The organism is Xanthomonas sp. 3793 (assembly GCF_024806835.1).
GTDB lineage: Bacteria > Pseudomonadota > Gammaproteobacteria > Xanthomonadales > Xanthomonadaceae > Xanthomonas > Xanthomonas arboricola_F.
Genome location: NZ_JANTYU010000001.1, coordinates 1025218 through 1037684 on the forward strand (window position 1 = coordinate 1025218; position 12467 = coordinate 1037684).

The following is a 12467-nucleotide window of genomic DNA, read 5'->3' on the forward strand; positions in this document are numbered from 1 at the left end:
CGGGCAACCGCCAAGGCCTACGAGGCGCGGCACGACAAACCATACGACAGATGCACGACGACCTAAGTGCTGGCTGCACCGATGTGCAGGTCCGTCACTGCCTGCGTGGCTTCGGCGATGATGCCCAGCGCGATGGTATGCGGCGATGAGCGCCCCATTCGCCAACCCGCCGGCAGGCGCAAACGCGCAAGCGCAGCCTTGTCGTAGCCCAGCGCACGTAACGCCTGCAGGCGGCTGTCGCGCTTGCTCCGGCTGCCCAGGATGCCGATGCATGCTGCATCGGTTTCCAGGCCGCGGCACGCGACCTGCAGATCGATCTCGCTGTCGTGCGCCAGGCTGTACAGAGCCGTGCCGGCGTCCAGCTGCAGATCGCGTAACGCATCGTGCAAGCTGCGGCGATCGTAGTGTTCCGGCGCCAGGCCGGGCGGCGGCTCGCTGGGCCCGTGCGGACGCAGCACACGCGCCTCGATCCCCATTTGATTGGCCAACGCCACCAGCGCCAGCAATGCAGGATCTGCACCCACCAGTACCAGCCGCAAGGGCGGGCGATGGACGCGCAGAAATTCGCCGGCACGCACGTCGTGCACATGGGCGGGATAGCGCACGCTCCCGGTCCTGCGGTCCAGCGCAACATGAAACGCGCGGCGGTGCTGACGCGCATTGCGCCAGCGTGCGAGATGCTCGGCCAGATCCGGCACTGGCCAGACCAGCACGCCAATGCGCCCGCCACAGCTGAGCTGGATGTCCAGCACATCGCTGCCCTCGCCATAGTCCAGCCATCGCGGTTGCCCATCGCGCAATACGCCCATGGCTTCATGCGCAACGGCCGCTTCCACGCAACCGCCGGAGACGTAACCGGCAACCCGGCCATCGGCCGCGATCGCCATCTCGCTTCCCAGCGGGCGCGGCGAGGAGCCCTGCACGTCGATCAAGGTCGCGATCGCCACCCGCTGGCCGGCGCGGTGCCAGGCGGTCAGCACCGGCAGCAGATCGTCGTGCAATGCGTAGCTCGGCCATGCCGGCCACGCCGGCTCGGCCGGCGCTGCATGCGTGGCAGGAGCGACGACTGCACTCACGCGCGCAGTTGCTCGGGCAGATGCGGCAGCAGCTTTTCCAACGTCACCGGGTAGTCGCGCACGCGCACGCCGGTGGCGTTGTAGACCGCGTTGGCAATCGCTGCCGCCACGCCGCAAATTCCCAGCTCGCCCACGCCCTTGGCCTTCATCGGCGAGGACATCGGGTCGCTTTCTTCCAGGAACACCACGTCCTGATGCGGAATATCCGCATGCACCGGCACTTCATAACCGGCCAGGTCGTGATTGACGAAGAACCCGAAGCGCTTGTCCACCGCCAGTTCCTCCATCAACGCCGCACCCGCACCCATGGTCATGCCGCCGATGACCTGGCTGCGCGCGGACTTGGGATTGAGGATGCGTCCGGCCGCGCACACCGCGAGCATGCGGCGGATACGCACCTCGGCGGTGGTGATATCCACGCCAACTTCGACAAAGTGCGCACCGAAGGTCGACACCTGATGGGTCTTGGACAGGTCGCCGAACTCGATCTTGTCCTCGACCACCAGGGCGCCATTGGACGCAGCATCGCCCAGTGGAATGCGCTTGCCGCCGGCACGTACATGGCCATCGGCAAATTCGGCCTTGGCCGGGTCCAGGCCCAGCTGCTTGGCGACGGTTTCGCGCAGCTTCACCGCAGCTGCGTAGACGCCAGCGGTGGAACTGTTTGCGCCCCACTGCCCACCAGAGCCCGCCGATGCCGGGAAGTTGGAATCGCCCAGGCGCACGTCCACCCAGTCCAGCGGCACGCCCAGCATCTCGGCCGCGGTCTGCGCGATGATGGTGTAGGAGCCGGTGCCGATATCGGTCATGTCGGTTTCCACCACCACGCGACCACCCTGCTCCAGGCGCATGCGCGCCCCGGAGGTCATCACCGGCGCGTTGCGAAACGCGGCCGCCACGCCCATGCCGACCAACCAGCGCCCATCGCGGTTGCTGGCCGGCTTGGATTTACGCTTGGACCACTGGAAACGCTCGGCACCGTCTTGCAGGCACTTGACCAGCTGGCGCTGCGAGAACGGGCGCTGCGGGTTTTCCGGATCGACCTGCGTATCGTTGACGACCCGGAACTTGACCGGATCCATCGCGAGTTTTTCGGCCATTTCGTCCATGGCCACTTCCAGTGCCATCAAACCGGGCGCTTCGCCGGGTGCACGCATGGCATTGCCTTCCGGCAAATCGAGCACGGCCAGCCGGGTCGCGACCAGCCGGTTGGCCCCGGCGTAGAGCAACTGCGTCTGCGCGGCGGCGATCTCCGGGCCGCCCTCGGGCAGGTCGCCCGACCAGCTTTCGTGTGCGATCGCGGTGATCTTGCCATCGCGCTCGGCACCGATGCGGATGCGCTGCACGGTCGCCGGACGATGTGTCGTGTTGTTGGCGATCAGCGGGCGCGGCAGCATCACCTTCACCGGACGCTTGACTTCGCGCGCAGCCAGCGCAGCCAGGACTGCATCGGCCCGCAGGAACAGCTTGCTGCCAAAACCGCCACCGATGTACGGCGACATGATGCGCACGTTTTCGCGCGGAATGCCCAAGGTCACTGCCAGGTCGCGCGCACCCCAGTTGATCATCTGGTTGGACGTCCACACGCTCAGCTTGTCGCCGTCCCACATCGCGGTCGACGCATGCGGCTCCATCATCGCGTGCGAGTGATCGGGCGTGGTGTACTCGGCATCCAGTTGCACCGGCGCCGCGGCGAAGGCGCCATCGAAATCGCCGACGGCGCTATTGGGGGCCCCGCCCTCCTTGCTGACCTTGGCGCCATCGCGCGCTTTCTTCAGATCGTATGCGCCGACGTGGCGGCCGTAGTCGACCTTGATCAACTGCGCCGCTGCGCGGGCCTGCTCGAAGGTTTCGGCAATCACCACTGCAATTGCCTGGTGGTAGTGCTGGATTTCCGGGCCGCCCAGCAACTTGGCGGTGTTGAGCTTGCCCTTGTGCAGTTTGCCGGCGTTCTGCGCAGAGACGATCCCGAGCACGCCGGGCGCGTTGCGCGCGGCGCTCAGGTCGATGCTGCGGATGTTGCCCTTGGCGATCCCCGCCCCCACGACATGGCCGTAGGCAGGGCGGCCCGGCAGGTCATGATGTTCGTAGGCATACGGCGCTTGGCCGGTGGTCTTGAGCGGCCCGTCGATGCGGTCGACGGGCTTGCCGACGACCTTGCCTTGATCGATGGGGTTGGAACCGGCAGGAGTGTCGAATTTCATATCAGGCCCTCGCCTCGGCCAGGATCGCGGTCAAGGTGCGTTCCACCAGCGGCACCTTGAATGCGTTGTGTTCGGTGGGCTGTGCGCCATCCAGCAGCACAGAAGCGATGGCGCGTGCGCCCTGGCGCGATTGCGCTTCGGCCGCTTCGCTACGCCATGGTTTGTGCGCCACACCGCCAACGCCGATGCGCGCGGTGCCGTCGCGCTGCACGACAGCGGCGACCGAGACCAGGGCAAACGCATACGACGCGCGGTCGCGCACCTTGCGATAGACATGCGTGCCGCCAAGCGGCTTGGGCAAGGTCACCGCAGTGATCAGCTCGCCACGTTCCAGCACGGTTTCCAGATGCGGTGTGGTCCCCGGCGCACGATAGAACTCGGCCAGCGGCACAGCGCGCGTCTGTCCATCCGGCCGCACCGTTTCCACCGTAGCGTCCAGTACACGCATGGCGATGGCCATGTCGCTGGGATGGGTGGCGATGCAGGCGTCGCTGGCGCCGATGATAGCCAGCTGACGGTTGAAGCCGCCGATCGCCGCGCAGCCGCTGCCTGGCAGGCGCTTGTTGCACGGCTGGTTGGTGTCGTAAAAATACGGGCAGCGCGTGCGCTGCAGCAGATTGCCGGCTGTGGTGGCGCGATTGCGCAGCTGGCCGGACGCACCCGCCAGCAATGCGCGCGACAGCACGGCGTAATCGCGGCGAACCCGCGTATCGGCGGCAAGATCGGTATTGCGTACCAACGCACCGATCCGCAAGCCGCCCTCCGGCGTTGCGTTGATGGTGTCCAGATTCAATCCGTTGACATCGATCAGATGCGATGGCGTTTCGATCTGCAGCTTCATCAGATCGAGCAGGTTGGTACCGCCGGCGATGAACTTGGCGCCTGGCTGGCGCGCGGCCTTGACTGCGGCATCTGCCGCCGAGGTGGCGCGCTCGTAGCTGAAAGCCTTCATGCGCGTTCTCCGGCAACTTCGTTGATCGCTTCGACGATGTTGGAATACGCACCGCAGCGGCAGATGTTGCCGCTCATGCGTTCCTGCAGTTCCGGCGTGGTGAGCCGGGTCTTGGCGGTCAGATCGTCGGTTACATGGCTGGGAATGCCGCGCTTGACTTCATCCAGCACGGCCACTGCCGAACAGATCTGGCCAGGTGTGCAATAGCCGCACTGATACCCATCGTGTTTGACGAAGGCCGCCTGCATCGGATGCAGTTTGTCCGGTGTGCCCAGGCCCTCGATGGTGGTGACCTTTGCGCCCTGATGCATCACCGCCAGCGACAGGCAGGAATTCATGCGCTGCCCGTCGACAATGACCGTACACGCGCCGCACTGGCCGTGATCGCAGCCCTTTTTGGTGCCGGTCAAGTGCAGGTGCTCGCGCAATGCATCAAGCAAGGTGGTGCGGTTATCCAGTGTCAGCGTCACCGGCTTGCCATTGATCTCGAAGGCGACCTGGCTGGACGCGTTGGCCGGCTCCACCGCCTGCCGTTGCGACACGGCAGTGGCCGCCATCGAGTGGGTTGCGGCAACGCTCGCTGCCGACGCCGTGCCAGCGATCAATACTTCGCGACGGGTCATCTTGATGTCTCTCATGGCTGGCATCTCCAACAATGCTGGCTAATACAGTTCTTTATCAATGTGCAGGGCCGTCAGTCACAAGCGCGTGAGTGCGGGCTTGAGAACGGTGCAATCGGTGGTTGCCCGATTCTAGTTGTCGCCTGCGCATGCATTGGCGTTGGAGGCAGCATGCGTCTATGAAACGTACTCATCACTGTGCGGCGTCATTAGATAGCGCCGTGGCGATGACGCGCTCGATGCAGCATCGATTGCGGGCGCGGTCACATGCCGACCGGGATGCGCAAGTCAAACCAGCCGCTGCAGAGCAACATCGCTGGACCAGCCGCGATACGAGTGCTGCGGCAGCAACACCTGCAGACCTGCTTGGCCTGGCGCGCCGGCCACCGTCATGAGGCCAGCGCGCCCGGTCAGCTGGTATCAAAACTCCAGCACGATCTTGCCCAGATGCCCACCGGCCTTCTGCAATGCGAACGCCTCGCCGATCTCTTCCAGCGCATAGCTGCGGTCGATGACCGGACGCAGCGACAGACTGTCCAGTGCACGCACCAGCTGCTGCTGATGCCGGCGACTGCCGACCACCAGGCCTTGCAGACGCTGCTGACGTCCCATCATCTCGGCAGTCGGTATCGGGCCAGCCGCACCGGTCAGCACGCCGATCAAGGCGATGTGCCCGCCCACCCGCGCGGCACGGATCGATTGTGCCAGCGTGCCGGGTCCACCGACCTCGACCACATGGTCCACGCCGCGTCCGTCGGTGATCTCCAGCACCTGCCGCGACCACTCGGCGTGCTGCCGATAGTTGATGACGTGATCGGCACCGAGTGCGCGGACCTTTTCCAACTTCTCGTCCGACGAGGACGTGGCGATCACGATCGCGCCCATCGCCTTGGCGAACTGCAGCGCAAAGATCGACACACCGCCGGTACCCAGCACCAGGACGGTGTCGCCCGCCTTCAGGCCGCCATTGGCCACCAGCGCGCGCCAGGCAGTGACGCCGGCAGTGGTCAAGGTGGCCGCCTGCGCATGGCTGTAACCGGCCGGCGCGTGTGTAAATGCCTGCGCAGCAGCTACAACCGCGCTGCGTGCATACCCATCGACGCCATCGCCCGGCGTGGTCGCAAAGCCGGCATGCAGCGGTTCGCCGTCCAGCCACTGCGGGAAAAAGGTCGACACCACATGGTCGCCGACGGCGAACTCGGTGACGTCCGCACCGACCGCTTCGACCACACCGGCGCCGTCGGACATCGGAATGCGTCCATCGGCCGTCGGCATCTGCCCCGATACCACGCCGAGGTCGTGGAAATTCAACGAGCTGGCATGCAGCCGCACTCTGATCTGGCCGTGTGCCGGCTGCCCGGGATCGGGCAGCGCAACAATATGTAATGCATTCAAGCCTGCAGGATGAGCCAAACGAACGGCGCGCATGAGGTGTTCCTTGCTGTAATCGGCGTTTGGGATAACACGCCGGGCGTTATCCGAATGCAGTCGAGCCGGCTTTCGGCTTGCTTGTCGGCTGCCGTCTTTTTCGCCGAGTCGAGCGCGGTGACAGCAACCAACCGGCGGGCGCCAGACCGGTCAGACAGCTCATCCGGTGCAGTCACCGCAGGAACCTGGCGTCACCCTGCAGATGCGACGTCCATCAGCGCATTACCGCGATCCATCCCGGCACCAGCTTCGGCAAGCCTTGCGAATATCTGCCGACGCATGGCTACCGCCACTGCCGCAGCCATTCGATGCAGGTGCAGCGTACAGCCCTGCCTCCTGCCACACGAGGACGCCCGGCCGAACCAGACTCGAGCAATGCCTCCGCTGCTTGGCTGCTGATAACCTGCCGACGTCTACACGGCCGGCTTCCGGAACGCCATGGTTTCTGCCCTCCGCTTTGCATGCGCAGTGTTGGCGAGTCTCGCCCTGGCGCAACCGGTTGTCGCGCGCGCATGGCAGCTTGCCGCCGCCATCACTCCGACCAGTGCTGCCGCGTCCACCCCAACGGCGGCAAACGGCGCACCGGCTGCGATCGATGTCGCCGACATTCCGTCACTGGCCGACGTGGATCAGCGGCTGGCCGAGCGCGCCCTGGAGGCGAATGCAGAGCCCGGCGCACCTGCTGCCTCGTTCGCACGTCGACTGGCGAGGATCGAAGCCGCGGTCGAGGATCCGTTCTGGCGCATCACCTTTGCCGAGATGCGGATGCTGCCGATTCCGCGCCTGGAAAGCCTGTCGCGCCACTGGCGATTCCAGGCACGCCAACTGGCGCGCTGGCAGTCGGATCTGGCCATCGCAACCACGCATCGAGCCAGCGACGCGGCAGGATTGGCGTCCCGCCGCGAGGCCTGGGTGACGACCGCAACATCCGGGCAGGAGCTGCCCATCGCGCTACGCCAAAGGGTGGACGAGGTCGTGGTCAACCTGGCCCAGGCCGAAGCGGGATTATCGGATCCGCTGGCACGGCTGATCGCACTCGGCCGACGCGGCAATGCGGTGGACGCGCGCATCGAAAGCGCGCAACGTCGCGTCGCAGAGGCGATCGCGGCGTACGACACGCGCCTGCTGCGCGTGGATGGGCCGCCACTGTGGCAACTGACCCCGGCCAGCGTCGTGTCCGTGGCCGATACCAGCGATACCGTCCGCAGCGGCCTGGAAATCGAATCGCGCTTTGCCGAAGAGTATGTCAAGGGCGATGCGATGGTCGGCCGGCGCGCCTTGCAGACACTGCTGAGCTGTTCGCTCCCGTTGTTGCTGTGGCTCGCCTGGCGCAGTCGCGGGCCAATCAAGGCTGGCCAGATCAGCCGGACCGAGGCGAGCGTGCTTTCGCGCCCTCTTTCGTGCTGGCTGCTGCTCGTCGTCATCGGCGCCTTTGCCTTCCAGCCCGACGCGCCGATGCTGACCCATCAGCTGGCGCTGGTGATTGCGGTCATCCCGGTGATGCGGTTGCTGCCGACCTCGCACCGACGCCTGCTGGGGATAACGCCACACGTGGCCAGTGCGTTGTTTCTGCTGCTGCGGCTGGGCTTCGTCTTCCTGTCCAGCCCGGTCCCCTATCGTCTTTATATTTTCTCGCTGACATTGCTTGGCCTGGCCGCAGCGGGCTGGCTGCTGTGGCGCGCACATCGCCATGGTCATGCATCGCAGAACGGGCGCCTCGGCAATGCACTGCGCGCCGCAGTGCATGTCGGTGGGGTACTGCTGGGAGTGGCACTGGTGGCCAATGCGTTCGGCAACGTGTCGCTGGCAGAGACATTGACCGGCGGCGTCATCGACAGCCTGTATTTCGCCCTGCTGCTCGCCGCCGGCATGACCGTCCTGGCAACCTGGGTCCAGCTGCTGCTGAAGCGCCCCGGCGTAGCACGCTTCCGGCTCGCACGCGAGCATGCGGGCCCCGCGGTGCAGCGATTGCTCAAACTGCTGACGGCCGCGGCCATCGTCGGTTGGATCGTCTACGCGCTGGATCGCTTCCGTGTGCTGACCCCGGTCGACGACTCGCTGTCGGCGTTGCTGGGACACAGCTGGGCGCTTGGGGATCTGCGCGTGAGCCTGGGTCATGTGTTGCTGTTCGCACTCAGCGTGGTGATCGCCTTCTGGCTCGCCAAGACGGTACGCCTGGTGCTCGATGGCGAAGTGCTGTCGCGGCTGTCATTGCCGCATGGTGTCGCCAACAGCATCGCCTCGTTGAGCTATTACGCGGTGTTGATGCTCGGCCTGATTGGAGCGCTGTCGGCGGCCGGCTTCAAGACCAGCCAGCTGACCTTGGTGCTTGGCGCCCTGGGCGTGGGCATCGGGCTGGGCCTGCAGAACGTGGTCAACAATTTCGTCTCTGGCCTGGTGCTGATCTTCGAGCGGCCATTCCAACCTGGCGACGTGATCGAGGTCGGAGGGACCACTGGCCGGGTGCGCGACATCGGCATGCGCGCGACCCGGCTGTCGACGTTCGACGGTGCGAGTGTCGTGGTGCCGAATGGTCAAATGATCTCCCAGCAACTGGTCAACTGGACGCTCTTCGATCGCAACCGCCGGCTGGAAGTACGTGTCGCCGTGGCCTATGGCAACGCGCCAACAGAGGTGGAAGCCCTGCTGATCGACGTGGCGCGCGCCACGGAGGGCGTCGCGGCCACCCCCGTACCGATCGTGCTGTTCGACAACATGGGCAACGTGGCGATGGAATTCATCGTGCGCGCCTGGACACTGGAATACGACAATGCCGGCGCCATCCGCAGCACGCTGGTCGGGCGTATCTACGAGACGCTGACCGCGCGCGGCATCGGCCTGGCGCATGCCGCAGCGGAGGTCTATCCGCCGCCGTCGCGGACCACGCTCTGATCATCGCGCCTTCGCCACGGCAGTCGAGCGCGTTGATCGCAGACCTGCGTTCGATACGAGCGAGTGGCGCGCCTTTCGCGTAGAGACATCGTCGCCCGACCGTGGCGGCAGTCGGTACGTCAGCCGGTGGTGATCGCCATGCTCGGATCTGCCGTGTTGCCGGCGATCGGCCTCTGATTGCATCTGCAATTACGCCGCATGCATCGCAACGAGGCAAGGCTCAGCGCGCAGGCCTGGATGGATGCGCTGAGCGGCATCGCGAACCGGCGTGCACTCGACCATCGCCTGTCGCAGGCACTGCAGCACGCCTGCAAACGCCGTTGTCGGTGCTGATGATCGATGTCGACCACTTCAAGCTGTACATGGCGGGCTTTCTAGGCCGCCACAGACGCGGAAGCGTGTTGGACACGCTTGCGCCGGGTCACCGCGCAACGGCGTTCGCCATCACGTGTGCGGCAAGGCGTTGCGCGTGGGCCGATCGGCCGATGCAAACGCGTCGGGGCATTGCGCGGAGCGTGGAGCGTGGAGCCACAGGCTACTCGCCGCCAGCGGGGTCAAGCGCCGCAAGCAGCTGCGTGCGACAGGCGAGCAGGATTTCATCCGCCAGCGGGGCATCGTCCGGGCACGCACGCGACAGGACGACCGCGCCCAGCATGTGCGCGAACATGTCGAGCGTTTTCGCCCGGACACTGGCCTGCGACCCAGCATCAGGCAGCACGCCTTCGCGTTCGACGGTCTCCAGCATCCGTTCGAGTCCGGCTGCGAACGTCGCCTTGATCTCCACCGACTGACGCGCCGCGTCGCCACTGAGCGCCGCCATGGTGCAGCCATCGCTCCTGCCGTCTCTGTGCGTTCTTGAGACGTAGAAGTTGATGAAGTCCCGGATCTCCAACCCCTCCACCTGGCGGGAGATCTGTTCAAGCCCGTGCTGGGCCGTCTCGGCGATCAGGTCGGCCTTGGACCCGAAATGCTTGTAGAAGCCGCCCTGGGTGAGCCCGGAGGCAGCCATCAGATCGGCCACGCTCACCCTGTCGTAGCCACGTTCACGGAACAACGTGGAGGCCGTTTCGACGATGCGGGCCCGGTTCTCCAGCGATTGCGCTTTGGTGATTTTCATTGTGTTCCAGGGTCGACGGCAGGCCGTCAATTTACATTGATGTCGACCACAATCAAAGTTGTTGACATTTTTGAGTTCGGTCGACATCATAAATCCACACGGTCGAACGCCACCCGTCGACCACCGCCGCCTCACCTCACCAAGGACACTTCATGAAGACACATAAACCTGTGGCGCTGGTCACCGGCGCTTCCTCGGGCATCGGCGAAGCGGCTGCCCGGCAACTCCTCGCGGCCGGCTATACGGTCTATGGCACCAGCCGGCGCGGTGCGGGAGCCGGCCAGGCGGCGTTTCCGCTGCTGGCGCTGGACGTGACCGATGACGTGTCGGTCGCCGCTGCGATCGCCGAGCTGCAGCAGCGCGAAGGCCGTCTGGATTTGCTGGTCAACAATGCCGGCGTCGGTGTCCAGGGTGCGGCGGAAGAAAGCTCGATCGAACAGGTCCGCTCGCTGTTCGAAACCAACTTCTACGGCGTGGTCCGCGTCACCAACGCGGTCTTGCCCCTCATGCGCAAGCAGGGGAGCGGACGCATCCTCAATGTCGGCTCAGGCCTGGGTCTGATCCCTGCGCCATTCAACGCCTATTACTCGGCCACCAAACATGCGCTGGAGGGATATTCCGAATCCCTCGACCACGAAGTGCGCGGGTTCGGTGTGCGGGTGGTGGTGATCGAGCCGGGCGCGACCCGCACCGCATTCGAGACCAGCACCGTCTGGTCGGATCGGCCACTGGCCGATTACGACGCGCTCCGCGCCAAGTATCGGGCGGCATACGAAAGCGCGATTGCCGTCGCGGCCACCGCCGAGAGCGTCGCCGACACCATCGTCCTGGCCGCACGCGAGCAGCGTCCGCAGTTGCGCTACGCGTCGGGCAAGGACGCCAGACAAGGCGCATTCGCCCGTCGGTTCCTGCCTCGCGCGTTGTTCGACAAGGTGCTGCACAAGCAGTTCGGACTGGCGTAATTCCCGGGCATCAGGCCCATCAATCCACGACATGAAGGATGTGACATGAAAGCTGTTCGATTTCACCAGACCGGCGACGCCGATGTCCTGATCTACGAGGACGTTCCCGATCCGACGCCGCAGGACCACGAGGTGCTGATCCGGATCGAAGCGACCGGCCTCAACTTCGCCGACGTCATGCGACGCCGGGGAGACGATTATCCCGAGCCGTCGCCAGCGCCCTTCATTCTGGGCGCGGAAGTTGCCGGCACGATCGTTGCGGTCGGCAAGGCGGTGACTTCGCTGCAAGCCGGCATGTCGGTACTGGCAACACCTGGCGCCGGCGGCTACGCGCAGTACATCTGTGTGCCGGAGGCGATCGTGGTGCCGCTGCCCGATGGCGTGCCGGCGGTCCAGGCCGCGGCCGTGATGGCCAACGGCTTGACCGCCGCGCTGGTGTTGCGCAATGCCGCGCGGCTGGCGCCAGGTGAAACCGTGCTGATCGAAGGCGCGGCCGGAGGCCTGGGCTCCCTCGCGGTGCAGCTGGCCAAACTCTATGGCGCCGGCAAGGTCATCGCCGCAGCCAGCACGCAGGAAAAGCGGGACATGGCGATCCGGTTGGGCGCTGACGCGGCGGTGGACTACACCGCTGCCGACTGGGCCGAACAGGTCCGTGCCCTCACCGATGGCAAGGGTGTGGACGTCATCGTCGAAATCGCTGGCGGCGACAACGTCGCCGAGGCGTTCAAGGCCCTGGCGCCGTTCGGGCGCCTGATCTTCGTCGGCCAATCCAGCGGCAACACCGCCCTGATCGACCCATGGCAGTTGATCGTTCCCAACCACACGCTGACCAGTTTCTATGTGGGTAGCTACCTGGCGTTCCCGCAACTGATTCAGTCCACGCTGACGGAAATCATGGGCTTGATCCTGTCCGGACAACTTGCATTGCAAGTCAACACCGTGCTGCCGTTGTCACAGGCGGCCCAGGCGCATCGGCTGCTGGAAAGCCGCCAGACGACCGGCAAAGTGGTGCTGCAACCCTGGGTCGAGGCTTGAGTCGATACCGGAACTGAAACAGCAAATGCCGGCATTCAATGCTGTATTGGGTGAACCTGCGACCTGAGAAACTCCTCGAACGCCCGAGGATCCAGCCCAGTCGACACCGGGACAAGAGCATCCAACCGCCCGGCCAGCGGCGCCGCACTGCCGAACGTGCTACGAGGCGACACCGTCCTGG

At 65.4% G+C, this 12467-nt stretch carries 9 protein-coding genes and 1 pseudogene; 4 read left to right on the forward strand and 6 right to left on the reverse strand.

The genetic code is table 11. The annotated features are described in order from the left end of the window. Positions 1-62: 62 nt before the first annotated feature. The 5 genes from FHY18_RS04275 to FHY18_RS04295 all read right to left on the reverse strand — a co-directional run bounded on the left by FHY18_RS04275 (position 63) and on the right by FHY18_RS04295 (position 6280). The gene (locus FHY18_RS04275) at positions 63-1076 is read right to left on the reverse strand and encodes an XdhC family protein (protein ID WP_259151688.1); all 1014 of its coding nucleotides are present in this window, start codon (positions 1074-1076) and stop codon (positions 63-65) included. Then, positions 1073-3280, reverse strand: coding sequence for an aldehyde oxidoreductase molybdenum-binding subunit PaoC (paoC, locus tag FHY18_RS04280; protein ID WP_259151689.1), 2208 nt, complete (start codon positions 3278-3280; stop codon positions 1073-1075). Before paoC ends, FHY18_RS04275 begins: the two co-directional genes overlap by 4 nt. Before the next feature lies 1 nt (position 3281). After that, positions 3282-4232: a xanthine dehydrogenase family protein subunit M gene (locus FHY18_RS04285; RefSeq protein WP_259151692.1), complete on the reverse strand. Its 951-nt coding sequence runs from the start codon at positions 4230-4232 to the stop codon at positions 3282-3284. Beyond that, the gene (paoA, locus tag FHY18_RS04290; RefSeq protein WP_259151693.1) at positions 4229-4879 is read right to left on the reverse strand and encodes an aldehyde dehydrogenase iron-sulfur subunit PaoA; all 651 of its coding nucleotides are present in this window, start codon (positions 4877-4879) and stop codon (positions 4229-4231) included. Before paoA ends, FHY18_RS04285 begins: the two co-directional genes overlap by 4 nt. A gap of 393 nt (positions 4880-5272) precedes the next feature. Next, entirely contained in the window at positions 5273-6280 is a 1008-nt protein-coding gene (locus FHY18_RS04295) for an NAD(P)-dependent alcohol dehydrogenase (RefSeq protein ID WP_259151694.1), read from the reverse strand. A 438-nt stretch (positions 6281-6718) separates the two neighbouring features. Here FHY18_RS04295 and FHY18_RS04300 point away from each other — a divergent pair, with 438 nt between their 5' ends. Continuing rightward, positions 6719-9172: a mechanosensitive ion channel domain-containing protein gene (locus FHY18_RS04300; protein WP_259151695.1), complete on the forward strand. Its 2454-nt coding sequence runs from the start codon at positions 6719-6721 to the stop codon at positions 9170-9172. A 72-nt stretch (positions 9173-9244) separates the two neighbouring features. Next, positions 9245-9534, forward strand: a pseudogene (locus FHY18_RS04305) (diguanylate cyclase); the annotation flags it as partial. Positions 9535-9707: 173 nt separating this feature from the next. Here FHY18_RS04305 and FHY18_RS04310 read toward each other — a convergent pair. Beyond that, on the reverse strand, positions 9708-10289 hold the full coding sequence (locus FHY18_RS04310; protein ID WP_259152492.1) for a TetR/AcrR family transcriptional regulator: 582 nt from the start codon (positions 10287-10289) through the stop codon (positions 9708-9710). Between the two features lie 152 nt (positions 10290-10441). Between FHY18_RS04310 and FHY18_RS04315 the strand changes: the two genes are divergently transcribed. Further along, the gene (locus FHY18_RS04315) at positions 10442-11251 is read left to right on the forward strand and encodes an oxidoreductase (RefSeq protein ID WP_259151696.1); all 810 of its coding nucleotides are present in this window, start codon (positions 10442-10444) and stop codon (positions 11249-11251) included. A gap of 45 nt (positions 11252-11296) precedes the next feature. Continuing rightward, a complete protein-coding gene (locus FHY18_RS04320; protein ID WP_259151699.1) occupies positions 11297-12286 on the forward strand; it encodes an NADPH:quinone oxidoreductase family protein in 990 nt (329 codons plus the stop codon). Positions 12287-12467: the final 181 nt, after the last annotated feature.

Bases quoted from the DNA above. Each gene is read 5' to 3' on its own strand.
- paoC (WP_259151689.1), bottom strand. From the start codon at position 3,280: ATGAAATTCGACACTCCTGCCGGTTCCAACCCCATCGATCAAGGCAAG.
- FHY18_RS04285 (WP_259151692.1), bottom strand. From the start codon at position 4,232: ATGAAGGCTTTCAGCTACGAGCGCGCCACCTCGGCGGCAGATGCCGCA.
- paoA (WP_259151693.1), bottom strand. From the start codon at position 4,879: ATGCCAGCCATGAGAGACATCAAGATGACCCGTCGCGAAGTATTGATC.
- FHY18_RS04295 (WP_259151694.1), bottom strand. From the start codon at position 6,280: ATGCGCGCCGTTCGTTTGGCTCATCCTGCAGGCTTGAATGCATTACAT.
- FHY18_RS04300 (WP_259151695.1), top strand. From the start codon at position 6,719: ATGGTTTCTGCCCTCCGCTTTGCATGCGCAGTGTTGGCGAGTCTCGCC.
- FHY18_RS04310 (WP_259152492.1), bottom strand. From the start codon at position 10,289: ATGAAAATCACCAAAGCGCAATCGCTGGAGAACCGGGCCCGCATCGTC.
- FHY18_RS04315 (WP_259151696.1), top strand. From the start codon at position 10,442: ATGAAGACACATAAACCTGTGGCGCTGGTCACCGGCGCTTCCTCGGGC.
- FHY18_RS04320 (WP_259151699.1), top strand. From the start codon at position 11,297: ATGAAAGCTGTTCGATTTCACCAGACCGGCGACGCCGATGTCCTGATC.